Annotated in this window: 22 protein-coding genes and 2 pseudogenes; 17 read left to right on the top strand and 7 right to left on the bottom strand. The window is 68.4% G+C overall.

Annotated features, from left to right (window positions below; translation table 11 throughout):
- The 6 genes and pseudogenes from FCN22_RS22360 to FCN22_RS18165 form a co-directional block, all read right to left on the bottom strand.
- Positions 1-194 (bottom strand): annotated as a pseudogene (locus tag FCN22_RS22360) (IS30 family transposase); the annotation flags it as partial.
- A gap of 625 nt (positions 195-819) precedes the next feature.
- The gene (locus FCN22_RS18185; protein WP_137122982.1) at positions 820-1,011 is read right to left on the bottom strand and encodes an excisionase family DNA-binding protein; all 192 of its coding nucleotides are present in this window, start codon (positions 1,009-1,011) and stop codon (positions 820-822) included.
- Positions 1,012-1,626: 615 nt separating this feature from the next.
- Positions 1,627-1,731: pseudogene (locus tag FCN22_RS22590) on the bottom strand (ATP-binding protein); the annotation flags it as partial.
- Positions 1,732-1,816: 85 nt separating this feature from the next.
- Positions 1,817-2,902, bottom strand: a complete 1,086-nt coding sequence (locus tag FCN22_RS18175; protein WP_137122980.1) for a helix-turn-helix domain-containing protein — start codon at positions 2,900-2,902, stop codon at positions 1,817-1,819.
- 43 nt (positions 2,903-2,945) lie between these two features.
- Positions 2,946-3,614: a hypothetical protein gene (locus tag FCN22_RS18170; RefSeq protein ID WP_137122979.1), complete on the bottom strand. Its 669-nt coding sequence runs from the start codon at positions 3,612-3,614 to the stop codon at positions 2,946-2,948.
- A 191-nt stretch (positions 3,615-3,805) separates the two neighbouring features.
- Positions 3,806-4,717 carry a tyrosine-type recombinase/integrase gene (locus tag FCN22_RS18165; RefSeq protein ID WP_162308255.1) on the bottom strand — a complete coding sequence of 304 codons (912 nt, stop codon included), beginning with the start codon at positions 4,715-4,717 and terminating at the stop codon, positions 3,806-3,808.
- A gap of 465 nt (positions 4,718-5,182) precedes the next feature.
- Between FCN22_RS18165 and FCN22_RS18160 the strand changes: the two genes are divergently transcribed.
- From FCN22_RS18160 to FCN22_RS22585, 17 genes are all read left to right on the top strand, one after another.
- Entirely contained in the window at positions 5,183-6,610 is a 1,428-nt protein-coding gene (locus tag FCN22_RS18160) for a 3'-5' exonuclease (protein WP_137122977.1), read from the top strand.
- 8 nt (positions 6,611-6,618) lie between these two features.
- Positions 6,619-7,323: a DarT ssDNA thymidine ADP-ribosyltransferase family protein gene (locus FCN22_RS18155; RefSeq protein ID WP_137122976.1), complete on the top strand. Its 705-nt coding sequence runs from the start codon at positions 6,619-6,621 to the stop codon at positions 7,321-7,323.
- On the top strand, positions 7,323-9,083 hold the full coding sequence (locus FCN22_RS18150) for an ADP-ribosylglycohydrolase family protein (protein ID WP_137122975.1): 1,761 nt from the start codon (positions 7,323-7,325) through the stop codon (positions 9,081-9,083). Before FCN22_RS18155 ends, FCN22_RS18150 begins: the two co-directional genes overlap by 1 nt.
- A gap of 209 nt (positions 9,084-9,292) precedes the next feature.
- Entirely contained in the window at positions 9,293-9,742 is a 450-nt protein-coding gene (locus tag FCN22_RS22875) for a helix-turn-helix domain-containing protein (RefSeq protein WP_137122974.1), read from the top strand.
- Between the two features lie 508 nt (positions 9,743-10,250).
- Entirely contained in the window at positions 10,251-10,889 is a 639-nt protein-coding gene (locus tag FCN22_RS18140) for a hypothetical protein (protein WP_137122973.1), read from the top strand.
- The gene (locus FCN22_RS18135; RefSeq protein WP_137122972.1) at positions 10,883-11,857 is read left to right on the top strand and encodes a PKD domain-containing protein; all 975 of its coding nucleotides are present in this window, start codon (positions 10,883-10,885) and stop codon (positions 11,855-11,857) included. The genes FCN22_RS18140 and FCN22_RS18135 overlap by 7 nt, the downstream gene beginning before the upstream one ends.
- A 31-nt stretch (positions 11,858-11,888) precedes the next feature.
- Positions 11,889-12,605, top strand: coding sequence for an SAF domain-containing protein (locus FCN22_RS18130; RefSeq protein WP_238384826.1), 717 nt, complete (start codon positions 11,889-11,891; stop codon positions 12,603-12,605).
- A 3-nt stretch (positions 12,606-12,608) separates the two neighbouring features.
- Positions 12,609-13,409, top strand: coding sequence for a hypothetical protein (locus FCN22_RS18125; protein WP_137122971.1), 801 nt, complete (start codon positions 12,609-12,611; stop codon positions 13,407-13,409).
- Positions 13,409-15,013, top strand: a complete 1,605-nt coding sequence (locus FCN22_RS18120; RefSeq protein ID WP_238384825.1) for a TadA family conjugal transfer-associated ATPase — start codon at positions 13,409-13,411, stop codon at positions 15,011-15,013. Before FCN22_RS18125 ends, FCN22_RS18120 begins: the two co-directional genes overlap by 1 nt.
- 13 nt (positions 15,014-15,026) lie before the next feature.
- The gene (locus tag FCN22_RS18115; RefSeq protein WP_137122970.1) at positions 15,027-15,893 is read left to right on the top strand and encodes a type II secretion system F family protein; all 867 of its coding nucleotides are present in this window, start codon (positions 15,027-15,029) and stop codon (positions 15,891-15,893) included.
- Positions 15,890-16,798, top strand: coding sequence for a type II secretion system F family protein (locus FCN22_RS18110; RefSeq protein ID WP_137122969.1), 909 nt, complete (start codon positions 15,890-15,892; stop codon positions 16,796-16,798). Before FCN22_RS18115 ends, FCN22_RS18110 begins: the two co-directional genes overlap by 4 nt.
- 75 nt (positions 16,799-16,873) lie before the next feature.
- The gene (locus FCN22_RS18105; RefSeq protein ID WP_137122968.1) at positions 16,874-17,101 is read left to right on the top strand and encodes a hypothetical protein; all 228 of its coding nucleotides are present in this window, start codon (positions 16,874-16,876) and stop codon (positions 17,099-17,101) included.
- A 22-nt stretch (positions 17,102-17,123) separates the two neighbouring features.
- Positions 17,124-17,537 (top strand): TadE/TadG family type IV pilus assembly protein, encoded by a 414-nt coding sequence (locus tag FCN22_RS18100; protein ID WP_137122967.1) that lies wholly within the window; start codon positions 17,124-17,126, stop codon positions 17,535-17,537.
- The gene (locus tag FCN22_RS18095) at positions 17,534-17,956 is read left to right on the top strand and encodes a TadE family protein (protein ID WP_137122966.1); all 423 of its coding nucleotides are present in this window, start codon (positions 17,534-17,536) and stop codon (positions 17,954-17,956) included. Before FCN22_RS18100 ends, FCN22_RS18095 begins: the two co-directional genes overlap by 4 nt.
- Positions 17,956-18,387 (top strand): pilus assembly protein TadG-related protein, encoded by a 432-nt coding sequence (locus tag FCN22_RS18090; protein ID WP_137122965.1) that lies wholly within the window; start codon positions 17,956-17,958, stop codon positions 18,385-18,387. Before FCN22_RS18095 ends, FCN22_RS18090 begins: the two co-directional genes overlap by 1 nt.
- The gene (locus tag FCN22_RS18085; RefSeq protein WP_137122964.1) at positions 18,384-21,794 is read left to right on the top strand and encodes a LysM peptidoglycan-binding domain-containing protein; all 3,411 of its coding nucleotides are present in this window, start codon (positions 18,384-18,386) and stop codon (positions 21,792-21,794) included. Before FCN22_RS18090 ends, FCN22_RS18085 begins: the two co-directional genes overlap by 4 nt.
- 200 nt (positions 21,795-21,994) lie before the next feature.
- Positions 21,995-22,117: a hypothetical protein gene (locus tag FCN22_RS22585; RefSeq protein ID WP_274381630.1), complete on the top strand. Its 123-nt coding sequence runs from the start codon at positions 21,995-21,997 to the stop codon at positions 22,115-22,117.
- Positions 22,118-22,557: 440 nt separating this feature from the next.
- Here FCN22_RS22585 and FCN22_RS18080 read toward each other — a convergent pair whose 3' ends face one another.
- Complete coding sequence (locus tag FCN22_RS18080) at positions 22,558-24,036, bottom strand: hypothetical protein (protein ID WP_137122963.1); 1,479 nt, start codon at positions 24,034-24,036, stop codon at positions 22,558-22,560.
- Between the last annotated feature and the right edge of the window lie 462 nt (positions 24,037-24,498).

Raw genomic sequence — 24,498 nt, 5'->3', positions numbered from 1 at the left:
AAACATCGCTTGCGTCGTCCCGCATCCGCCGATGGCATCACCCCGCCACGATCTCGAAACCAGGCCCGCCCCTTGGTCGCCGACACGCCCACCACCACCGCGGCCTGCTCAACCGTCAGGCAATCGCGGACCTGAGCCCAGAACCGATACTCCACCTCAACCGGCAACCGCGGACTACCCCGACGAGCACTCATCTGCACACCTCTCAACGCCAGGTGTTGCAGTCACCCCTTGAGGCCAAGGAGCCGAACGAAACGGTGCAACTCACGCTGTTGGTGGCCGTGTGTTCTTCCGGGGTCCAGGTCATACCGATGATGCCCTCGCAGGTGCTGTCCGCGGCCGGCCGTCGCGAGGTCGCCATCTCGTCCCGTGTGACCCCGGCACTGCAGTGGCATCTGGACGCGCAAGTCGCGCCGGATCGACTCGCTCCACTTCCCGGCGAGCGATGGCGCCAGCCACCTCCAGCCGTCGCTACTCCATGGTGCGGGGCCAAGGTCAGGGCAGCTGCCGGACGCGATGATCTGAGGATCCACGACCTCCCGCCACACCGGCGCCATGCTCGCGGCCAGGGCCGGTGCAATCTTGGCGGAGCTTCGGGAGCCTCTCGGTCACTCGACCGTTGCGGCCGCACTCCGATACCAGCACGGTGCCCACGGGCGCGTTGGAAGATCGCTTCGGCGCTGTCGGCTATGGCAGAAGACCGGGGGTCAGCGCTCGGCGGACGAGCTACCTATCGAGATAGTCGTCAGGCCGCCAGACGAATCCGATGAACGTGCTGATTGACCCAGCGGGGAGCGAACGGCCGACGACTTCGCTTCCTCACGAGGCGCTCGGGATCCGTACCAGCAGCTTGTCAACGTCTTCAGGCTGCAGCCGGATGATTCGCCGGCCGCTCCGGTAGGCCGCGAGTTCGCCCGACGCGATGCGACGACGGAGTGTCCGAACACTCAAACCCGTCCGGTCGGCGGCTTCGGACAACGACTCGAACCGGCGTGCTGCTCTCTGTGGCATGGCGCGACCTCCTGTGCACCATCCCCAAGGGAGCGTTGATCCCCTCATGATCACGAGGTCTGCCGCGACTTGACATGCATACGCGGCGGAAAGACTGTGGTCTGGATGGCTGAGACTTCATCGCGGTCAACACGGCAGGCTACTCAAATGCGGCTCTCCTGACTGATCCGTGGGTCACTTCCGGCCGGGGAGGACGGGTGGGTGGCCGCCGAGGCTGAGCATGGCGAGCCCGATCAGGGCCTCGGGTGAGGCGAAGCCGAAGGCTATGCGGGTGATCAGGTCCCTCCATGCCGCCTCGAAGTACTCAGTGGGCAGGACATCCGGTCGGTCAGGGGCCGCCATATCCGCCATATACGCCGCGAACTTGTCGTCGTAGTCAAGGTTGCGGGCGACCTCGAGCTTGGTGCCCGGACAGTCAAGTCGCAGGGAGTTGTGCACCCCGCGCATCCGCTGAACATCGGGATCATCGGAGTCGAAATACAGCTCGATATGGATCGACGGGGCCGGCGCTACCGGGGCCGTCGCGTAGGCGGTGAGGTAGTCGCGCATATCCTCGGCGTTGAACCAGTACGGATCTAGTTCTTCGTTTGCCCACCGGCCGTCGACCCGTCCGCTGAGAGCCAAGGTGATTGCCTCGAGCAAGGTCGACTTGCCGGTCTCGTTGTCGCCGACGATGATGTTTGTCACAGGATCAGGCGCGATAGAGAACCGGCGGAACATGCGATATCCCTGATGCCTACTTTGCAGATCGTGATGGCTCCATTCGGCCGATTCGGCTTCACGTGGGGGACTTTGTGCGGATTGGTCAGTCGACCAGCCGTAGGTGGTCCCCTCGACTGCGAACCGTGCCACTCAGCGAACCGGGAATTGCGGTCGGTGTGAGACCGAGCATGTAGGCCTGGACTTCGTTGGTACTGAGTCCGAGATCGGCGGCGATGGAGTGGGCGCCCACGCCGTGCGCGCGCAGTTGCTGCATCACTTTGGTAAGGAGCTGAGAGGACTCATGTGCGATGCCTCCTGGTTCGCCGCGCCGGTAGCCCATTTTCGAGAGGTCGACGCAGACGGTTCGATAGGCCCATTCGGTCATTAGCCCGAGTTCGTTGGCTCGGTGCGCCATGGCCATCGCCGCGACGTTCCAGCGCTTCTTGGCATGGAGGATGCGCTGGACGTGGGCGTTGTGGAGCCCTTGAGCCAGCACTCCCGCCCTGGGCATGAGGAACGCTGCTGCGAACTGGTTAGCTTCGGATTCCGCCTCGGGACCGTTGGGGGTCTTGTCTTCGCCGTGAAGGACGAGGTGGCCCAGCTCATGTGCGGCGTTGAACCGGTGGCGCTCCCCGGACTTCTCGCGACTGAGGAAGATGAACGGTTGGCCATGCCAGTTCAGGCAGTAAGCGTCGAGGTCTTTGGTGTCGTCGGTCAGGGAGAATACTCGTATGCCGTGGGCCTCGAGCAGGTGAACCAGGTTCCCGATGGGCTGTTCGCCCACCCCCCACCGCGCTCGCACCTCCTGGGCTGCTAACTCCGGGGCACGTCCCGTTAGCGTCGGTAGGTCCGGTGCGGGGAGCTCGAATCGGTCCTCGAGCCAGTCGTTGATCAGGATCGCGATGCGTCCCGAGTTGAGCCCGCGGTCGCGGGTGCGTGCGCTCATCTTGCTCAAGGCCCGGAAACTGACAGCCTCGACCGGGATCTCCTCGAGGTCGTCGCCGGTGAGAAAGTCGTCTGCGACGCCGAGCGCGGCAGCGAGAGTGGCGAGGGTCTGCGGGGTCGGGTCTTGGTGCTGGTTCTCGTAGGTGGACAGGCTAGCGCGGCTCAGCCCCGTTTCCTGGGCGAGCTTGGTCAGCGTCCAGCCGCGCCGCTTGCGCGCCGCGGCCAGACGGGTTGGATTCAGCATGGCGGTTGCCGCCTTGATCTCTGGTTGGCCGGGGAGACCGGTGTCAGCGCATGGCGACGTCGACCGAGTAGGCGTCGCCGTCGCTGGCCGGGGGCTCTTCGATCATGGGGGTGCCCGTCGGCTCGGGGTCGTGGCGGGAGGTGCGGGGGAGGAGAATGCGCTCCTCCCAGTCGGTGATGATCCCGTCCTCGATGCAGACCGGCAGCGAGAGCTCGGCGTGGATGAAGTCGGGAGTGACTCGCTGGAGCAGGACCCACACGTTCTCGAGCTCAGCCGGCTCAACGGTTGCCCCAGCGGTCCGCTCGGCGAACTGCTTGCCGAGGTCGAAGGTGCCCTGTTCGGCGTTCTGCCGCACGGCGAGCGCGGTGAGCTCGCCCTTGGGGTACTTGGTGCGCGGCGCCCGGCCCGGGATGTCCACGCCGGTGACCTCGTCACCAGAACTCGTCACGATCGAGAACTCGTGGTTGGGGTCCACGGTGCGGCAGAAATTCTTGTAGTCGTTGATGCCCCAGCCGAGCGGAACCAGCTCCTCGCGGAGGAACCCCACGGTCTTGAAGTATCGGGTGGTGCCCTCGGCCGTCGGCGGCTCCAGGCCGGTCGTGTGCTTGGCCTCGGCGTCGGCGCGCAGGAGGGTGCGGGTGATCTGGTCGGTCGTGAGCCCGAGTGCGTGGAGTCGGTGTTCGGCGGTACCGTCGACTGCGACGATCGTCATGGGATATCTCTCCTGCCAAGCCGAGGGGACTTGACGAAACACTACCTCATCTGAGGTCGGAAAGCGTCAAGGCTGGTGCTTGCGTGTCGTGAGGTACGGCGGATCGCCTGCAGTGCCCCTCGCGCAACCTATGGCGGACGAGAAGGTCGACGTGGGGCGTGCCCCATAGTGGGCGGTTGGGGCGTACTAGATCAGACTCCTGCGACGTAGGCGGTGAGGAAGTGGACGGCGTGCCGATCCAGGTTGCCGCGGGCCCGGTCGTAGTGCTCGGTCGTGCGGGGGTCGGCATGCCGAGCCAGGATCTGCGCGTCACGCAACGGGACGCCGCCGTCCAGGGCGTTGGTGATCGCGGCGTGCCGTAGCGAGTGCGGGCTGACGTGGCGTGGGAATCCGGCGACCTTGGCGATCCGCAGCACCATCCGGTAGACGTCCCGGCGGTCGACCGGCCTCCCTGAGATCGGGCGCAGGATCAGCCGGCCGTCGGTGCGTTGGCCGTGGCAGGCCTCCAGCACCCGCAGGACGGGCACAGTCAGCGGCATGGTGGCGGGCTTGGCGCCCTTGCCCACCAGGTGCAGCACCCGGTAGCCGCGCAGCGCCTCTTGGCAGTCCTCGATCCGCACGGCCGCGGCTTCGGAGGCGCGCAACGCGTTGATGCCCAGCAGGTAGGCCAGCGCGCCGTGGTGCACGGACAGGGTCTGGGCGACCTGGAGGAACCGGATCAGCACGAGGCGGTCCAGTCCTTGGGTACGCGACTCGTCGGAGTGGATCTCGGACAGCCGGGCGTACACGGCCGGGTCGGCGGGGATGCGGCCATCGATGTGGGCGAACCGGAAGAAGCCCCGTACCGCGTGCATCATCGTGTTGACCGAGGACACCTGCAGTCCGTCCTCGCCCAGGTGTCGGATGTACAGCTCGATGTGCGCCCGCTGGATCCCGACCAGCGGATCCAAGGCGCTGGTCTCACACCAGGTGAACCAGCGACGCAGCTGGTAGGCGTAAAGAGAGTGGGTGTGCCCGGTGTACCGCGCCAAGTAGGACACGGCCGCGAGTTGCGCCGGTGTCATCGCGTCGGGCCGGAACGGAAGAAGCGTCGTGCTGGTCATGGCTGCCTCCGGCGATCTGGCGGCCATGCCTCGATCGCGGACCGCCGCACACGGCGAGGTCACGTGGCATGACGCTAGCTCCGCCAGACGACCCAGTTGGACTGCTCGCCGCCACTTTTGAGACCGCCACGCGGCGGAAAGACTGCCTTCGGAGTTGAGATCAGCGTGAGGCGACAACTTTGGCCACCGAGTGATGCGTGACGCCACCGATGAGCATCAGCGGCAGGGAGCTGGGCTGGGCGAGCGACAGGAGCGCCCAGATCGAGGAGTACGCAGCACAGGGCGTCGAGCCGCACAAGCCGCAGTACGAGCACTGGCAAGCGAGCAGGTTGAAGGCCAGGTGCCCTGGGCCTCAGCCTCAGCCGCAGTTGCGGGCTGTACGTGGGCCTATGCTGCTGATGCTTGCCGGTTCTGCTCCACTACGAGCGGGTCTCCGTCCGGTGAGTCGGACCAGGAGGCAGTCGTATGACCATTGCAAGCGGCCCTACGCCTGGGCTCGGCAAGATCGTGCCGAAGGGCCGACAACCGGATGCGATCTACTTTCCGCCGGACCGCGACATGGTGGCGCTAGGCACCGCCGGCACCGGGAAGACCACGATGGCAGTCCTTAGGGCCCGGTTCCTCGCTGACTCAGACTGCTCGAACCATGGCCCGGTCCTGCTCGTCACCTACAACAACGCACTCGTCCGGTACCTGCGGCATCTCGTGCCTGGCGCGAACACGAACATCCGCGTGGAGACATACGGCAAGTTCGCCCGTGGCTACCTGAACAGCATTGGCAAGATGCCGCCCTGGAACGGCATCCTCCAGACCGACCAGTTGCGCCGCAAGGTCGCCAGCGCCGTCAGTAAGGTCCGAACGACGTACAAGCCCAGTCCATTCTTCGACCTCGACACCAGATTCTTCGTTGACGAGCTCGCCTGGATAGCCAACATGGGTATCGCCGACCTCCAGCAGTACCTCGACATCGAACGCATCGGCCGCAAGCGCGGCCTAAACGAGGCGCGCCGCAAGGCCGTCTGGAAAGTTCGCACCGAGTACCTCAGGGCCCGCGAAACTGAGGGCATCCCCTACGACTGGAACGACATCGCGACGGGTGTCCTCAACGGCCTCAAGAGCGACACGCGCCCACGCAAGTACCGGCACGTCATCATCGACGAAGGTCAGGACCTCTCGCCGGAGGCCATCCGGTCACTCAAGGCAGCAGTCCAGCCCGGCGGCACCGTAAGCTTCTTCGGCGACTACCACCAACAGATCTACGGCCAAGGCCTCTCGTTTCGCAGCTGCGGCCTCGAGATCACCGCGGTCGCACCGTTCCAAGACAACTACCGCAACACGGCCCAGATCGCCCGGGTGGCGATCGCCATGAGCGACATGCTGCACCTGGGGACGGATCCCGAAGACCTCGTCGAGCCGAAGGAGCCGTCCGCCGGTGGCACCATGCCCGCCCTGGTCAAGTGTAAGGACTACACCGCCGAGGTCGCCGAGATCCAGCGCATCGCCATCGACCAGGGCGACGCGAGTGTTGTCGGCATCTTGACCCGGACCTGGCCCGATGCCCACGCCGCCGTGCGAGGGATGAAGAAGGTCCGCAAGCTCCGTGACGATGGGAACTCCACATGGGACCCGACCCCTGGCATCTACTACGGCACCTATCACTCGGCGAAGGGTCTCGAGTTCGATGTCGTGCTGATGCCTTTCTGCACCGTGGTCGACATGCCCAACAAGGAGGTCGTAGACGCGTACGGCAAGGACGACGCGAGCACGCGCGACGGGAAGCTGCTTTACGTCGCGGTTACGCGTGCCAAGGCCGAGTTGACCGTCACCTACTCCGGCACCATCACGCCACTCCTGCCGATGGACGACGGACTGTGGCAGCACGAGGAGCTCTAGTGACTGGCGTGACGCCGCCGATGACGGTCGCCCAGAAGATCGCCGAGCTCGGACTCACTAGGGTCGTGCACTTCACCCCGGCGAAGAACCTGCACCACATCATCGCCGACGGCCAGATCACCTCGAACAAGGTTTTGGCCGAGTACGCCCCGGAGTACTTCGACCCGACCGACCCCCATCGGCTCGACGACCACCCCGACATGACGTGCGTGACGTTCACCTATCCCAACCCGTTCTACTTCGACACGGCTCGAACGCTGCCGCAGTTTCGCCGGTTCCCGGACTGGGTGTGCCTGCTGATCAAGGCTGACGTCCTGACGCGCGACGGCGTTCTGTTCTGCGAGTGCAACGCGGCCAAGGGTGGAGGAGCGTACCTAAGGGCTGGGGTAGAGGGACTTGCGGCGTGCTTCGCGGACACGACTCTCGGGTACGAGCGGGGACCGACACATCATCGGCTCGCTGCGACCGACCTGCAGGCCGAGGCCCTTGTACCTGGACCGATTCCTCTGTCGGACGTCGCCGCTATCGTCACGCCCACCGGCGAGGCCGCTGGCAACGGCCAGGCCCGGCTCCGGGCTGGCGATCTGGACCCTGACCAATTCACGTGGCTGGTATCGGCGAAGATGTTCACCAAGTGGCCCTTAACGAACGCAATCCAGTCGGGACAGTCGGTGCTCGAGACGCCGTGGATCCCAGGCGAAGAGGAGGACTGATGCCGAACCTTCACTCTCTTGCCGCCCGATCCCGCGGAGCTTTCCTCGGTGCGGCGGCCGGTGATGCGCTCGGCTGGCCTCAGGAGCAGAACTCCAACATCGTCGGCGGAAATCGAAACCGGTACGTCGACGCGACTCCGGACTTCCGCGACTGGGAGCGGTATGGCGGTGGCCTCTATCAGAAGTACATCGACCTAGTGTCGGCCGGCAGCTACAGCGATGACACGCAGCTTATCTTGGCGACCGGTCGCGCGCTTCAGTCTGAGGACTGGTTCGCAGCACTGACTCGGCGGGAGCTTCCGCTATTCCTGCTGTACGCGCGAGGTGCTGGCGGTGCGACGTTGCGTGCGTGCCGGATGTGGGCGACCGGGCCAGAGCCCTGGGTGAGCGGGACGACGCAGAAATCGCAGAAGGCGACTGAGTCGTACTTCAGAGCCGGTGGGAACGGTGTTGCCATGCGGATCGCACCGCACGTTCTAATGCAAGCCACCCGTCCCACTGAGGAGCTGGTTGCTCGCGTGGTCCAGGACGGCATCGCGACCCACGGCCATCCGCGGGCACTCGTTGGGGCAGCGGCGTACGCGGTCGCTCTGCATGCAATGGTCAACACTGAGAGCACCTTGGAGTTCGGTGAGCTCCCGGCTCGGGTTCAGGCGGACAAGTCTTGGCAGTTGCCGGAGATGCTCCTAACGAGTGTTCCTTCGGAGTGGATGGACGTTGCCGCTGGACAGACTCGCGACCTCATGGGCAGTTGGGCTAAGACCGTCACCGAGATGCTCGGGATGCTATCGGTGGTTGAAGATGTTGCGCGGACCGGCACGAGGGGCGATGACCTTGGGACGCTAGAGCGGCTCGGTGCTTTCGACAAGAGGATGAACGGGTCCGGCACCGTCACCGCCGCTGCTGCCATCTCCCTTGCATCGCGGAACGCACCGCGGCCGATGAGCGGAGTGCTTCGGGCCGCGTTCCTGAAGAACGCTGACACCGACACGCTTGCCTCGATGACGGGCGCACTGCTGGGTGCGTTGCACGGACCTGACTGGTTGGCTGATCTGCGGGCCCGGGTCCAGGACCGTGAATACATCGAGCGGATGGCTGACGACCTAACTGCGCGCGCTTTAGGCGAGGAGCGGCCCGTCCTCGACGTGAAGGACATCGTCCACGACCACTCGCTTCGACGGTTTGGAGACCAGCTCCAAGTCGGTCAGAGCGAGGGCTGGGTGCTGTTGCCAGACATGCGTCAGGGTCGCTTGCTCCGTGACTTCGAGCTTGAGCCGCGTGGCAATACCCGCGCGCACAGGTGGGTCATGGAGATTGATGGCCAGACGCTGTTCATCGATCAGTCTGCAAAGTTCTCGGACGCCAAAATCGCGGATCGGACAAGGCCGTCAAAGACCAACGCTACGACACGAGACGCCCAGCCGAAGGCTAAGGAGCAGACCTCGGAAAAGGGGAGGTTCCTCGGGCTCACACTGCGTGTGAACGACCTGAATTCGATCGCCAGGTTCTACTCCGAGGAGCTCGGTGCTGTTGTCGAACGTGTGGGCCCCCGTGAACTTCTGGTGGGCGGGAGTGTGAGGTTTCTTGAGGACCCTAACGCCACGTTCGGGATGTCGGTCGTTCTTCTCGCGTTCGAGGTGCCGGACGTCGCTGCAGCGGCCCGACGGCTTGGGCATGGCTCGCAAGAGCCGGGTGACACATTCCGTTCGACCGATCCTGCGGGGCACGATCTGGACATCAGGTCAAGTCATAAGCGATGACGTCCCAGTGCCCAGCCCCTGTACGCAACGGCTGCTCCGATCTGGCTGGAGTTGACACGGAGTGACCTGCAGGTCGGTAACGAACCTCACAGAAGCGCGGGGAAGGCGGTTGCTGCCTTCTGGGCGGGATGCCCCTTCAGCGAAGTCGTCCCGGAAGGCCGATGATCACCCGCTCGATCTGACGCCCGGTCACGCCATAGGGTCTGAGTGTGGTGACCGAGCCGAAGTTCCACCCCGTCGCCTTACGAGCCGCTCGTGAGCGAGCGGGCTTGACCCAGCACCAGTTGGCGCACCGCCTCGGCGTGGCCGGAGGCGAGCGAGTCTCTCGGTGGGAGCTGGGCTTGTCTACTCCTCGGGCGGAGTCGCTGGCCGAGTTGGCCCATGTGCTCGGTATACAGGTGGACGACTTACTGCAGCCGCCACCGATTCTCCCGACCCTTCGGGTGCTCCGTCTGCGCTACGGCTTTGGTGGGCGCGATCTGGCGCGTCGCGCGCACATGCCCTTTGCCACGTACATGCGCTGGGAGTCAGGATCAATCCGACACACGCCCAGCGATACTTCGCTGGCTCCCTTGGCGCTGGCCTTAGGCGCCGAAGTGGCCCTCGTCCGAACGGCCGTCGACAACTCTCGTCACGCAGCCGAGGAGCGATCGGTTTAGGTTTCAATCACCGGTCCGACAGATCTTCCGGCCACCCTTGAAGTTTTCCACAGGCCGAGCGCCAAGCCCTTGAGCGGCGGCGAATCGTGGGTAAACTGCACGTCCTCTGAAAATGCCGAGCGGCAGGGGGTCACCAGGATGGGTCGGCATCACCCCAGGTGAACATCGTCCAGGACTGGAAGGTTTCACGCGTCGATAGAGCGTGGATCCCGGTTCTTCGTGCGTCCTTTGCGAGTCGGCGTCCTCGCAGATTCCCGGGCGCCAGTTCTTGGTGCGCGACTCGCGATCCGCCAGTCCTCCAGGGATGCGTCGGTGGGCAGACATCTCCAGAGACCGTCCTTGTGGTTCTGTCGCGCGCAACCCCGAGTGTGCTTCTGCCGCGGTACAATAGCACTAGTTCTATTGTCGCAATATTGGATCTCGTGATCACCCCGAGGGGTGGCTACCCCTTATGGCAATGAGAGGCGTGAGGAGGCCGACGATGACGAACACGCTCCGGGGTACCGGTGTGGCGCTGCTGCTCGTCGGCGTGTCGGTCTCGTCTGCCTGCAGTGGCGGGGACGCCATCGGTGGGTCCTCGACGACGCCATCGACAACGACCCCGGCGCCGACGACCATCGCCGACCCTCCAAGCCCGTCCAACACCCCAGCCGCGCCCTCGCCCACCAGCTCGCGGACCGCCAGCGGCCCCAAGGCGGTGGCGAAAGCCAACGCCCGGAAGGTGCTCGAGCGGTACTTCCAGGTTCACGACGCCTGCATGAACCGTCCGGAGCAGGCCAAGATGTCCTGCTTCGACGAGGTCACGATCGGGACTCAGCGGCGCAACAACCGCAACGGGTTGTCCAACGCCAAGGCGTACGACATCAAGCAGATCGGAAAGTTGAAGGTCATCTCGGTGAAGCCGGTCAAGGTCGACTTGACCAATGAACCGAAACAGCAGCCCCCGGTGATTCCCACCGTGGTGTTTGAGGTCTGTTACGACGTGTCCAAGGTGAACATCGTCGACGGCAACGGCAAGTCGCTCGTCACCGCGGACAGGATCAACCACGGCCGGACCAAGTTCTCGGTCTACGACTACGACTACCCGGACCAATCACAGTGGAGGGTCGGCTATTCCGCTGATCCGGTGAAGGACTCGTCATGCTGAAGCCCCTTCGCTGGCCTGTCGTGGCTGCGGTGGCGTGGGCCGGGATCCTGGCAGGTTCCGCTGCTCCTGCCCTCGCCGTCCCGGCTGGCGACCGCCCGCCTCCAGGGCATGTCGGCGGGCATTGCGAGAAGGGCAAGAAGGACCTCTACGGGACGTGCCTCGGGTGGGTGGATCCGCCATCGACCGGCGGCGGCTCTGGTGACTCCGGCACTGTGCCCGCCAGCTACGAGCCCGGCGCGTCGTCCGGCGAGAAGGGGTCCGGCAAGAAGCACGACAGCGGCGGTCCAGTCGTGCAGGGACATGCGTGCATCTCGGTGTGGCAGACGAAGCCGCAGCCTCCGAAGAGCGAACCGGTATGGGGCGGACACGAGAAGGGCATGATCTACACCTGCTACTACGCCTTGAGCGACCGTGAGGGCGCCGGGGCGAACGCCGACGGTCTGATGCAGCCGGGCACGGTCGACTTCTGGGCGGCGGACCCGCCGAAGGCGCCGGCGCCACCGGATCCGCGCAAGCTGGCCGACCGGGCAGTGGAATCAATGCAGTTGCAGGCCATCGGTATCGGGATCGTGCCCGAGCCCAAGACCGGCTCCATGGGGCTGGTGGGGATGCCGAACTGGATGTGGGTGCAGAACGCCTCGCCGAACACCTGGGGCCCGATCACTCGCACGGCGTCGGCGGGCCCGTTCTCGGTGACGGCCACGGCGAAGGTGAAGAACGTGGTGTGGGACCTGGGCGACGGCCAGAGCGTGACCTGCGGCCAGGGCACGCCGTATCGGGACGTGTACGGAAAGAGGGACAGCCCGACGTGCGGGCACACCTACACCCGGCAGGGCGACTACACGGTGCGCGCCACCTCAAACTGGGTGATCGACTGGTCCGGGATCGGGCGGTCCGGGACGATCACCATGCCGTTGACCCGCACCGCCACCGTGCACATCGGCGAGGCACAGGTGCTGGTCCAGTAGGGCAGCAGCAGCGAAGGCAAGGGGATTCACGATGTCGTTGGCGCCGAAGCAGGCACGGGACCGGTTGCCTGGCGCGCCGGAGCCCGGGGAGCCGGAGTCTGCAGGGCGGGGCTCTGCCGCGGTAGGGGGAGCCGAGGTCGCCCCGCCGCCGAAGATGCGACGACGGCCGCTGCTGATCGCCGCGTCTGTGGCAGCGATCTGTCTGGGCGGGCTGTTGGGGGTGCTGGCCTTCACCTCGATGAGCTCGGCGACCAGTGTGGTCGCGGTCCGCTCGACGGTGCACCGCGGCGAGGTCATCGAGGCGAGCGACCTGATGGCCGTGCAGGTGGGTGTCGACCCCGCGCTGAAACCGATCCCCGCGGCCGACCTGAAGGGCTTGGTGGGGCAGCGTGCCGCGATGGATCTGGCCGCCGGCGGACTGGTCACCAAGCAGGACGTGACCTCCTCGGTGCTGCCGGCCGAGGGGATGTCCGTCGTGGGGGTGAGCCTGCCTCCGGGCGGCCTGCCGGGCACAGCGCTGCAGGCCGGCGACCAGGTACGGATCGTGTCCACCCCCGGGATGGACGGCACCTATCGCGGCTCCGGGTCACCGGTGCAGGTGACGGCCACGGTGGTGAGTGTCCGCCAGCTGCCGGACGCCGGCCAGAGCGTGGTGGACGTGTCCGTGCCACAGGATCAGGCCGCCGACCTGGTGGCGCGGGCCGCGACCGGCAAGGTCGCGCTGGTGCTGGACTCCAGGGCGCGCTGAGTCATGGCCGTGGTCACGCTGACATCCGCCTCCGGCTCACCGGGGGTGACCTCGAGCGCGTTGGGTCTGGCGCTGACGTGGCCCCGGCCCGTGGTGCTGGTCGAGGCCGACCCCACCGGCGGGTCGGGGGTGCTGGCCGGCTACTTCCACGGCGACGTGGCCCACACCGGTGGCCTGATCGACCTTCCCCTGGCGCACCGCCAGGGCGCGCTGGCGCAGGCGCTGCCCGCCTCGATGCTGGAGATTCCCGGTTCGAGCGCGCGGCTGCTGCCGGGCGTGCGGGGCCACGGACAGGCTCGCAGCCTGGCCGGCGTGTGGGAGCCGTTGTGTGTGGCGCTGCGTGGCCTGGAACGGGGCGGGCAGGACGTGATCGTGGATGCCGGCCGGCTTGGGCTGGTCGGCGCGCCCGAGCCATTGGTCCGCGGCGGCGACCTGACGTTGCTGACCATGCGCAGCAGCCTGCCAGCCTTGGCGGCCGCCCGGTCCTGGGCCGCGCAGCTGCGCGAGACGTTCGCGGCCGCTGGGGCGCTACCGCGACTGGGGGTGCTGCTGGTGGGGCAGGGGCAGCCTTATTCCTCCCGTGAGGTCGGCAGGGTGTTGGGGCTGCCGGTGACCTCTGCCCTGCCCTGGGCGCCGGAAGCCGCGGCGGTGTTCTCGATCGGGGCGTGGCGTCCACGCCGGTTCGAGCACACCAGCCTGGTGCGAGGACTGCGGGCCACCGCCGCGGCCAGCCAGGCGGTGATCGCCGAGTACCGGACCAACCTGGACGCCGGGGCGGGCGCGCCGATCGTGGGGAGCCGTTGATGAACCAGAACCAGAACGAGCAGCCGGAGACGACCCCGCGCGACCCGGCCGCGCTGCCGCTGTTCACCCCGGACACCGCACCGCAGCCGCGTCCGGGCCGGGTGCGGTCGCAGTTCTCGATGCCGCTGAGCACGGGGCGACCCGGTGCCCCGCCCGCGCCCACCGAGCAAGCCGCGTCAGGCGGCGCGGGTTCTGTTGCTGCCGGCCTGGCCGGCGTCAGTGGGCGCGGCGCGCACGCCCACGCCGGGATCGACTGGGCCCTGGTGGCACGGCTGCGCGCCCAGGCCTCGGACCGGCTGAGCGCGGCCCTGGGTGGAGATCGCCGGGCCCTGGACCGGGAGGCGCAACAGCAGCTGGGGCGCAGCATCATCGTGGGGCTGCTCGAGACGGAGGCGCAGGAGGCGGTCTCCGCCGGCCGCGACCCGTTGCCGCTGGGGCTGCAGGACCGGATGGCGCGGGCGGTGTTCGACGCGCTGTTCGGGCTGGGCCGGCTGCAGCCACTGGTCGACGACGAGGCCGTGGAGAACATCGAGATCGACGGCTGCGACAACGTGCTGCTGGAGTACGCCGACGGGTTGCTCAAGCCCGGCCCGGCGGTCGCCGAGAGCGACGGTGAGCTGACCGACTTCCTGGTGTTCGTCGCCTCCAGGTCGCAGGTGAACGCCCGCCCGTTCTCCCCGGCCCAGCCCCGCCTGCATCTGCGGCTGGACGGTGGGGCGCGGCTGGCCGCCACCGCCTGGGTCACCCCTCGCCCGGCGGTGGTCATCCGCCGGCACCGGCTGGCCGCGGTGACCCTGGACGACCTGGTGGCCGGCGGCACGATCACCGGGCTGCAGGCCTCGTTCCTGCGGGCAGCGGTACGGGCGAAGAAGTCGATTGTGGTGGCCGGGGCCCAGGGCGCCGGGAAGACGACGACGGTGCGGGCCTTGTGCTCCGAGCTGGACCCGTGGGAGCGGGTCGGCACCTTCGAGACGGAGTACGAGCTGGGGCTGCACGAGCTGCGCGACCCGCACACCGGCGGGCGGCGACACCGACGCGCGGTGGCGTGGGAGGCGCGCCCCGGCTCGGGGGAGGTCGGCCTGAACGGGCGGCAGGCCGGGGAGATCACGCTGGATGACCTGTTGACCGACTCGTTCCGGTTCAACCTGTCCCGCCAGATCGTCGGTGAGGTCCGCGGCCGGGAGGTGCTGGCGATGATCAAGGCGATGCAGTCCGGGTCCGGGTCGATCAGCACGACGCACTCCGCGAACGCTCAAGGGGCGATCCGCAAGCTGATCACCTGCGCGATGGAGGCTGGCGCGCACGTGACCGAGGCCTACGCCACCCGGGCGATCACCGAGCACATCGACCTGATGGTCCAGGTCCACCTGCAGACCACGAGCCTGGAGGGCGAGGCGCGCCGCGACCGGTGGGTCAGCGAGATCGTCTCGATCGAGCCCGGTGAACGGGAGACCGGCTACGCGACCCAGCACGTGTTCCGGGCGGTTCCCGGCGGCCCGGGCGTGGCGAACGTGCTGCCGGAGCAGCTGAGGGACCTGGAACGGTTCGGCTTCGACGTCCACGCCTTCGAGGCCGAGGCCCAGATGAACGGCGCCCGGACATGAGCGGGGTGCGGCCATGACCGCGGTGGTGCCAGCGCTGGCAGGATCCTTGATCGTGGCCGGCCTGCTCGGCGTCGTCCTCGGCGCACGACCAGTCCCGCCGCAACCTGCCGCCCCGGGCAGGTCGCACCCGAGCATCATCGCCAGAGCCGCGGCCACCTCCGGGCGGACCCGGACACTGTTCCTGACCGGCCTTGGGGCGGGCGCGCTGGCCGCGGTACTGACCGGATGGGTCATCGCGGTGATCCTGCTGCCGGCCGCTGCGGTGGGTATCCCGGCCCTGCTGTCCTCTGCCCCCGCGACGACCGAGATCGGGCGGCTGGAGGCGATGGAGGAGTGGACCCGCTCGCTGGCCGGAGTGCTCACCGCGGGGGTGGGGCTCGAGCAGGCACTGATCGCCACCGTGCGCTCCACGCCCGAGACGATCGGTCCGGAGGTGACGCGCCTGGTGGCCCGGCTGCACGCCCGCTGGCCCACCGAGGCGGCCTTGCGGGCGTTCGCCGACGACCTGGACGACGCCACCGGCGACCTGGTGGCCGCCCACCTGATCCTGTCCGCGCGGCGCCGCGGCGCCGGGCTGGCCGGGGTCCTGGAGGCGCTGGCGCAGTCGGTGGCCGAGGATGTCCGGGCCCGCCGCCAGGTCGAGGCCGACCGGGCCAAGCCACGGGCCACCGCGCGATGGATCACGCTGATCACGGTGGCCGTGCTGGGCTTCTTGGCCCTGACCGGCCGGTACATCGCCCCGTTCGGCACGCCGGTCGGGCAGGTCATCCTGCTCGTGCTGCTGGCGGCCTACGTCGGGGTGCTGGTGTGGATGAAGACCATGACCCGCGGCAAACCGTTGCCACGCTTCATCGGCAGCGACCTCGGGGGGCAGGCGTGATCACCGGCCTGCAGCTCGCGCTGGCCGCCGGAGCCCTGATCGGCCTCGGCGTCGCGCTGTTGATCTGGCGGCTGGTACCGGCCCAGCCTGACCTTGCCGACGCGCTGGACCGCCTGTCGCCACGGGCCGCCCGCCGCCGGGCACAGCCGCAACAGAGGGTGACCGACACGCGGGAGCGGCTCGGGCAGTGGGCGATGAAGACGCTCCCTGTGGGGGTGTGGTCGAAGGTGCCACGCCGCGAGCTGGCGATCCTGCGGATGCCGCCGTCCCGGTTCTACGGCGAGAAGCTGGTGTTCGGCCTGGCCGGACTGGTCATCCCCTCCCTGCTGACCGGCATCTTCGCGCTGGTAGGGCTACGTCTGCCGATCGTGATCCCGGTGGCCGGCACCGTCGGGCTCGCGGCGGTGATGTTCTTCATCCCGGACTACAACGCGCGAGACGACGCGAAGAAGGCCCGAGCCGAGTTCGCCCGCGCCTTGGGCGCCTACATCGACATGGTGGCGCTGGAACGCAACTCCGGCTCCGGCGGGCGGCAGGCGATGGAGGCGGCGGCCGAGGTCGGCGACTCCTGGGTGTTCCGGCGGCTCGGTGAGGAGCTGGCCCGGTCCCGGTGGTCCGGCCAGGCGCCCTGGCAGGCGCTGCACGCCCTCGCCGACGAGCTGGCGCTACCCGAGCTGGACGACCTGGCCGACATCCTGCGGCTTCCGGACGAGGAGGGCAGCGGCATCTACGCGCAGCTACGCGCCCGTGCCGCCTCGATGCGGGTGGCCATGCTCAATGACGAGCTCGCCCGCGCCAACGAGGTCGGGGAAAAGATGAGCATCCCGGTCAGCCTGCTCGGGTTGATCTTCATGGTCATCCTGATCGCCCCGGCGCTGCTGCGCGTCATGGGAGGTGGCAACTGATTCAGACCACCCGGAAGGGCCAACCGCGACACACCAGAGCGCGCCCGAGGACGCGCCGGCAGGAGGGAACCATCCATGTACTACTTGCTCGCCACCATGCACACCCTGGGGGCGCGACTGCAGGACCAGCTACAGGACAAGGTCGAGGGCCGGGCGCGCGCGGTCCTCGATGAGCGTCACCGCGACCGTGGCTCGGTCTCCATGGACCAGGTGATCTGGGCTGTGGCCGTGATCGCCATCGCCGGCGTCGTGGTCGCCGCGGTGACCGCCTACGTGAAGAAGAAGGCCGGCCAGATCCAGTGAGCTTCGCCCAGGGTCCGACGCGATGAGACGCCCACCCGCACCCGCCATCCGACGCGTTGCCGCGGGTGGGCGCGAGCGTGGCTCCAGCTCGATCCAAATGGTCCTGCTGCTGCCGGCGCTGTTCCTGGTCATGTTCGCCGGGATGCAGGCCGCGCTGTGGTACCACGCGCGGGCGGTGGCCATCTCCGCCGCCCAGGAAGGAGCCAGGCGCACCGGCGCCGAGCAGGGCACGGCAGCGGCCGGTCGGGGCGCGGCCAGTTCCTTCATCGCGGATGCCGGTGGCGACGACGTGCTCGCCGATGCGCACGTCAGCATCCAGCGTGGCCCGACCACCGCGACCGCGACCGTGTCCGGACACTCCCTGAGCGTGATCCCCGGGTGGAACATCACCGTCCGGCAAAGTGCCTCGGTCCCGACCGAGAGGATCACCGGATGACCCGGGAACGGCAGCGGGGGTCGGCGGCGATCGAGGCGGCGATCGGGGTGCCTGCCTTCATGTTGTTCGTGCTGCTGATCGTGTTCGGCGGGCGAGTCATGATGGCCCGCCAGGCGGTGGCGTCCGCGGCCGCGGACGCGGCCCGCTCGGCCTCGATCTCCCGCACCGGGCCAGACGCGAACAGCGCCGCGACTGGTGCCGCGAGCACCAGCCTGGCCAACCAGTCGGTCGACTGCACCAGCACGCACGTCAGCGTGGACACCACGGGGTTCGCCGCCGCGGTCGGCACGCCCGCCTCCGTCCGAGCCACGGTCAGTTGCAGGGTGGATCTGTCCAACCTGTCCGCATCGGGCGTCCCCGGCTCGATGACGATCACCGAGTCGATGATCAGCCCGCTAGACACCTACCGGGAGCGCTGATGCCGCACGGGATTCGCCAGGACCGGGAGCGGGGGTCGATCAGCATCACGCTGGCCCTGGGCTCCTTCGTGATGATCGTGCTGGTCGGCCTGGCCGTCGACCTCGGCGGCCGGGTGCATGCCCAACAGCAATCGCGGGACGTGGCTGCCCAAGCCGCCAGAGCCGCCGGGCAGGAAGTGCTCGCCGGCCCCGCCGTGCGTGGGAGCGCCATCACGATCGACACCCACGCGGCCGCCCAGGCCGCACGGGAGTACCTGTCGGCCGCCGGCGTCGAAGGCAGCGTGTCGGTGGCGAGCGGGGACCAGGTGGTGGTCAGCACGACCGGCAGCTACCCGACCACGTTCTTGTCCATCATCGGCATCGGTGACCTGCCGGTCACCGGTCACGCGACCGCGCGCCTGGTCGGCGCCGAGAACGGGAGTGGGCGATGAGAACCAGCACCGTCCGCGCCCGGATGGCGGGACTTGCGGCCACACTGGCGTTGCTGGGCGTCGTGGCCGGACTCCCGCTGGTCCTGCTGGCCATCGGCGCGACCCCGATCCCCGACAGAGTTCCCACCCTGGACGCGGTCAAGACCGCCCTGTCCAGTCCCGACGACGGGACCCTGGCGCTGACCGCGATCACCCTCATCGGGTGGATCTCGTGGGCCTTCCTGACCGGTTCCATCCTGCTCGAGGTCATCGCTCGAGCTCGCGGCATCCGGGCGCCTCGGCTGCCTGGACTGCGGATGCCGCAGAGCGCCGCCAGCGGTCTCGTGGGAGCGGCGCTGCTGCTGTTCGTCGCTCTCCCGGTGGCGACCCCCGGGACGGCCGCCGCGACCTCGCCGCCGGCTGCCCTGACCGCACCGACCGGCACGAGCGTGACCGCATCGACCGCCAGCACGGACCGAACCGTGGCCGACCGCGCGCCGAACGCGCACCCCACGCCGGCTGACCAGCCGGACCAACTGGACCGAGCCGACCACGGCCACGCCAGCGATCGCCCCACGACCACCCACACCGTGCAGCCCGGCGAGACCCTCTGGTCGATCGCGCACGCCCACCTCGGATCGGGTCAGCGCTACCCCGAGATCGTCGAGCTGAACCGCACCGTCCTGGGCGACGATCCCGGATTCCTGCGCGCCGGCGCGACCCTGCGGCTGCCCGCCCCGGACCCGGACACGGCACACCAGCCCGAGCACGCGCCGGAACACCCGACCCGCACCGTCACCGTGCAACGCGGGGACACCCTCTGGCAGATCGCCCAGGACGAGCTCGGCGACGCCACCCGGTACCCGCAGATCGCCGCCGCATCCCGGGACACGACCCAGCCCGGCGGAGCACACCTGAGCGACCCCGACGTCATCGACGTCGGCTGGAGGCTGACCATCCCCGGCACCGCTCCACGGAGTGAACCCGCGAGCCACCGCCACGCCGGCGGAGCCCGCGGACCCGACATCCACCAGGCAGAGCCGGAGGCGCCTCGAGCCGCGACCCGGCCAGACCCTGAGCCCACGGTTACCAAGAACGCCGCGCCGCCGGCCACGTCCGCCACCGACGCCGGCGCCGCGCGGCGTCTGGCGGCAGCACCCGCCGAAACCGAGGCGACGACAGGCGCGACAGCCGCAGCCACGCTCCGCGATGCGCAGGATCCCGTCCCGACCACCCAGCAGACCCTGGCCGGGACGGTCGGGCAACACGTTCCAGCCGCCCCCTGGGTCCTGACCGGGTTCACCGGTGGGGGAGTGCTGCTGGCCGGATCCGCACTGCTGGCGCTGCGCCGCCGCCGGCACGCCCAGTCCCGGCACCGCCGCCCCGGCCACACCGTCGCCGCCCCGCCGGCACAGCTCGCGCCGGTGGAGAAGACCGTGACCGCGATCGGCTCCACCGCCGCCCCCACCGTCGAGCGGATGGACGCGCTGCTACGGCGACTGGCGGCCCGCCAAGCAACCCACGGCGAGCCGCTGCCGCGGCTGGCCGCCGTGGAACTGACCGACACCGACGTAATGCTCCACCTGAGCGCCCCCGCCGGGCTGCCCGCACCGTGGCAGGACCGGCACGAACAGCTGCACTGGGCCTGCCCCGCAGACCTGGACCCGGACCATGTCCACCCCGAACCCAGCGACGCGGCCCCCTACCCGCTGCTGGTCACGCTCGGCGTCAGCGACGAGGGCCACCTGTGGCTGCTTAACTGCGAGCAGCCGGCCACCATCGGCATCACCGGCGACACCACCTACGGCCGCGACTTCGCGCGGTACCTGGCCGCCGAGCTGGCACTCAACCCCTGGTCGGTCGGCGCGCGGGTCGACTGCATCGGGGTGGCCGGCGAGGTCGTCGAGCTGAACCCCCACCGGGTCCGCTGCCACGACGCCTCAGCCGCCGTGGCCACCGAAGCGCTGGCCGACGCGGTCGCGGTCATCGACCGGGCGACCGCGGCCGGGCTGGATGTGCCCACCGCCCGAGGCCACGGCGCAGGCGACGACGTGTGGCCGGCGCGGCTGCTGCTCATCGACGACGCCGATCACGCCGATCACGACGGCCACGATGAGCTGCGACAGCTGTTGGATCTGGTGCAAGACCATCCCGGCCAAACCGGCACCGCCATCGTGCTGGTCGGCGACGACGCGCAGGGAACCGACACAACCATCCGCGTCACCGCGGGCGGGCGGGTCACCCTACCGGCTGCCGGGCTGGACCTGATCGCCGTCGGACTGACCAGCGACGAAACCCGAGGCTGCGCAGCCCTGCTGGCCCAAGGCGAGGACCTGGACGACACCGAGATCCCCGTTCCAGACGAACCCGACGGATGGCGGTCGTTCACCAACGCCGCCGGCGCGTTGCGCGACGAGCACACCCGACCGCGCGACCACGCCCGCTCCGACGACACCGAGGACGACCAGGAGGCAGGCAGCCTCCTGGACGCGTCCGACCAGGACTACCTCGCCGTCGCGGCCACCACCACAGATGACCTGCAGGCCCTGGCACCCCACGTCCCGGTCCAGGTCCGGGACGACCTCGAGGCCGCCGACCCAACCCTCGACGACGACGTGGCCGCCTGGTTCAGCGACGACTGCCCGCTGCCGCGGCTCATTCTGCTCGGGCCCGTCGGCGCACGCACCCGCGGGGACGCCGTCGCCGTCGCCAAACGCAAGCCGTATGCCACCGAGCTGCTGGCCTACCTGGCGACCCGTCCCCACGGCGCCACCCCGGCCCAACTGGCCGACGCCTTCGGCATCACCGGCGGCCGCGCCCGCACCGACATCAAGATGGTCCGCGACTGGCTCGGCATCAACCCCCGCACCGGCACCAAGCACCTGCCCAACGCCCGCGAGTCCGCAGCAGCCAAGGCCCGCGGCATCGGCGTCTACCAGGTCGAGGACCTGCTCGTCGACGCCGACCTGTTCCGCCGGCTACGGGCCCGCGGAGAAGCACGCGGGGCCGAAGGACTCGTCGACCTGCGGCGCGCGATGACCCTGGTCGGCGGGACGCCCTTCGACCAGCTGCGCCCGGGCGGGTGGTCCTGGCTGTCCGAAGGCGACCGGCTCGACCAGCACATGCTGTGCGCCGTCGTCGACGTCGCTCACACCATCACCACAGCCGCCATCGAGGCCGGGGACCTGCCCCAGGCACGCAGTGCCGCGGAGCTGGCCGCACTGGCCGCGCCGCACGAGGACATCCCCAGGCTCGACCTCGTGGCCGTCGCCGCAGCCGAAGGCCACCACGGGGAAGCCGACCGCATCCTGCGCGACGACGTGTGCAACCGGACCGACGACGACCGGGCGCCGATGGAGCTGTCCGCACGCACCCAGAAGATCATCCGCAACCGGAACTGGCTCGACCCGAAGCGCGAGGCAAGCTGAAGTGTGCCATTAGCACGAATGTTCGAGATACTGGCTTGGTGGTTTCCGTTCCCCGGCGTCCCGGAGTGCCCCTCAAGGACCGTCCCGCGTTGGCGGGTCCTTCCGGCGGTCCGGCACCCGTGACGCCTGCTCACCCACGTGCACGGCACTGCTGGCTGCAGTCGCCCGGCGGCGGACCGCCAACGGCGAGCCTGATCGTCGTGTGGCGCCACCGAGACACCACCGGGTGGGAGGGCCTGGTGGTCCATGTCCACGACGGCCGCACCGGCGATCCCGCGGTCATCACCGAGTGGGTCCCGGCTGCCCAGCTCCGACCGGCCTGAACTGGGCCTGGGCGAGGAAATCCTCAGCCAGGAGCCGTGGCGTGACACGCCCCCTGCCCGGTCAGCCTCCGGACGGATCAAACGGTGACCCGATTCGTCAAGGCACCGCGCTCGACCAACTGAACTGCGGCGTCACTGATGGTGGTTCGCCATCTAGTGACGGTCACCTATCATTCAGGCGAGAGCGCAGCTAGTCGTCGCGACGAACCCCACGCATGACGTTACCGGACCGCTTGGCGGCGATGAACCTGCCCGACGATGTGGTCCGGGTGGTCCACAGGCCGACAGATTTGGAGCGGCGCTCCGTATCCCCAATTTGACCGCGTGACCGTCCGGCAGCAGCGTGCTTAGCCATCTCCGCCCTCCACTTCGAACCCGATCTTTTCCTGAGTGTGGCCCCTGACACCGACAATGTCCATTACTCGGTCTGGTGGACCCGGTCACGTGGTGAGGTAGTCGCCGAGGTAGAGCCACCCCACTACTACCCACAGCGCCGCCACCGCCACCGGTGTTCCCACACGCGTGACCCACTGAAGCCGACGGGCGAGTGACGTCCGTTCACGGGTGAGCACCAGCGCCGCTCCGAACGTCGTCGGAACGGCGAGTACCGCCAGGTCAGCCGAGTCCAGCGATCCCTCGAATCCCAACGAGGCGGTGAGCGCGACAGATAGCCAGATGATGGCATGAATCACCGTCGCAGAGATCCGGATGCTCCGAGCAACCTTCAGCCGGACGTCGATGAAGGCACGCCGGTCCCGGTCCGGCTCGGACGCGTACAGGGCGTAATGCTCCGATGACGCGGCCAAGCCGTTTAGGTAGGTGTGCTCCAACGGCTCTTCGTCCAAGCCCTTCAGTTGTGCCTTCGCGATCTCGACGTTCTCGTCGGCTACCCGGAAGACAACGTGGTTGCTTCGCGCGTCGCGAAGTTCCACTCGCTGCCGCACCCACGATCGAGGTCTGCGCACCCGTAGGGGCACCTGACGCTGCGTCCTGACAATGAACGGGCGATCCAGCGGGACCTCACACGCCACGATCGTCTCCCACCTCCGGCCATAGTCAGCAAGGGCCACCAGCGCCTCAGACTCGCGCGGATGTTTCACCTGCTTGGCCAGCGCCTGCACAAAGTCCCGAAGGGCAGCGACCGCATTGGATAGCTCGCTCAGGCTCCCAACGTCTGAGGCCTGGGCGAGCAGCGGAGCAGCAAGCAAGGGTGTGTCAGCCGAAGACGTGGGGCTACTCCCCTCACCGAGGGCAGAACGCAGGGTCGCACCTACCTGCAACGCGTCAGCCCTCAACGATTGGACCTGACGCAACGTCAGCGCGAACGCCGTCCGCGGCGGACGCGGAATCCACGGGTACCTGCCACGCACACTGGGGTACTTAGCGGCCAGCCTCTGCCCGAGAGGGATCACCACCGGCAGCAGTAGCCGCTCCCACCGCTTGACGTTCAACGACAATGCGGACGCCTTTTCGTCTGTGTTGAACGGCGCGAGCCCTTCTTCGAGGTACTCCAGCAGGGCACGCCTGAAGCGCAGCCGGTGCCGGACGCGAACTCGCTTCCACGGCCACGGAGTAAATTCGCAGATCGCGCGCACGAACTGCGCCACGATTGGAGGCGCAGTCACTCCCTCCTTGCCAGCGAGGAGCATCACGTGCGCGGCTTCGATCTCAGCCGTCGCGCCCCTCGGCACGACGTAGGCTGGTTTACCATCGACGGAGACGTCGTAGCCCAGCAGCGGCCCTTTCGGCATCTGTTCCAGCGGTAGCGCCACCCGGGCTGTCGAAGCACCCAACGCGCGGTCGCCCACGACATCCGCCAGAGGGGCTGACATAAGCGACCGGTTCCGTGTTGCGAACCGCGCGGTATCGACGGACACCTGCTCCACGACACGGAGCCGCCATCCTTCGGGTGACGTCATCAGTCGAAGGACCACGTCCCAGTCGTTGCTCAGGTCGACTGGCCGGTCTGGCTCTGGTCGGCCGCCCCGGCGGCCCCAAGGAATCCGCACGATGTCCTCCCGTCTGGATGCTCAGGATGCCTGAGCACACAAAGGGAGAGACGTAGCCACGCCGGAAACGGCGTGGACGTGCCTTCCGCGAACGGGGCTCGGCGCGCTCAGATGGTCGTCGCACCGTTCCTTCACCGGACGCGGGCCCGTTCCAAGATGCCCCGCCTGGTCACGGTCGACTCCGCGGTTGGTGTCCCCAGGCTTGCGGCACGTGCCTCTCGGGTGCCCGCGCCGCGGCCGCGCAGGAACCACGTAATCGCATGCGTGTCTGGCAGGTCCAGCAGGGGCGCGTCCCACCGGTTCGCGTCGACCACCTCAAAGACCCCAGCGAACCAGGTCGGCTGCGTCCTCGCCGACGCCCGAAGACCGGGT

The sequence above is a fragment of the Segeticoccus rhizosphaerae genome (assembly GCF_005222685.1).
Lineage (GTDB): Bacteria > Actinomycetota > Actinomycetes > Actinomycetales > Dermatophilaceae > Segeticoccus > Segeticoccus rhizosphaerae.
Note: the sequence above shows the minus strand (reverse complement) of the source record. Positions and strands in the feature narration are given on the sequence as shown.

Bases quoted from the DNA above. Each gene is read 5' to 3' on its own strand.
- FCN22_RS18165 (WP_162308255.1), bottom strand. From the start codon at position 4,717: ATGACCAGCACGACGCTTCTTCCGTTCCGGCCCGACGCGATGACACCG.
- FCN22_RS18135 (WP_137122972.1), top strand. From the start codon at position 10,883: ATGCTGAAGCCCCTTCGCTGGCCTGTCGTGGCTGCGGTGGCGTGGGCC.
- FCN22_RS18105 (WP_137122968.1), top strand. From the start codon at position 16,874: ATGTACTACTTGCTCGCCACCATGCACACCCTGGGGGCGCGACTGCAG.
- FCN22_RS18125 (WP_137122971.1), top strand. From the start codon at position 12,609: ATGGCCGTGGTCACGCTGACATCCGCCTCCGGCTCACCGGGGGTGACC.
- FCN22_RS18080 (WP_137122963.1), bottom strand. From the start codon at position 24,036: ATGACGTCACCCGAAGGATGGCGGCTCCGTGTCGTGGAGCAGGTGTCC.
- FCN22_RS18170 (WP_137122979.1), bottom strand. From the start codon at position 3,614: ATGACGATCGTCGCAGTCGACGGTACCGCCGAACACCGACTCCACGCA.
- FCN22_RS18115 (WP_137122970.1), top strand. From the start codon at position 15,027: ATGACCGCGGTGGTGCCAGCGCTGGCAGGATCCTTGATCGTGGCCGGC.
- FCN22_RS18090 (WP_137122965.1), top strand. From the start codon at position 17,956: ATGCCGCACGGGATTCGCCAGGACCGGGAGCGGGGGTCGATCAGCATC.
- FCN22_RS18130 (WP_238384826.1), top strand. From the start codon at position 11,889: ATGTCGTTGGCGCCGAAGCAGGCACGGGACCGGTTGCCTGGCGCGCCG.
- FCN22_RS18150 (WP_137122975.1), top strand. From the start codon at position 7,323: ATGCCGAACCTTCACTCTCTTGCCGCCCGATCCCGCGGAGCTTTCCTC.
- FCN22_RS18185 (WP_137122982.1), bottom strand. From the start codon at position 1,011: ATGCCACAGAGAGCAGCACGCCGGTTCGAGTCGTTGTCCGAAGCCGCC.
- FCN22_RS18095 (WP_137122966.1), top strand. From the start codon at position 17,534: ATGACCCGGGAACGGCAGCGGGGGTCGGCGGCGATCGAGGCGGCGATC.
- FCN22_RS18085 (WP_137122964.1), top strand. From the start codon at position 18,384: ATGAGAACCAGCACCGTCCGCGCCCGGATGGCGGGACTTGCGGCCACA.
- FCN22_RS18160 (WP_137122977.1), top strand. From the start codon at position 5,183: ATGACCATTGCAAGCGGCCCTACGCCTGGGCTCGGCAAGATCGTGCCG.
- FCN22_RS18100 (WP_137122967.1), top strand. From the start codon at position 17,124: ATGAGACGCCCACCCGCACCCGCCATCCGACGCGTTGCCGCGGGTGGG.
- FCN22_RS18175 (WP_137122980.1), bottom strand. From the start codon at position 2,902: ATGCTGAATCCAACCCGTCTGGCCGCGGCGCGCAAGCGGCGCGGCTGG.
- FCN22_RS18120 (WP_238384825.1), top strand. From the start codon at position 13,409: ATGAACCAGAACCAGAACGAGCAGCCGGAGACGACCCCGCGCGACCCG.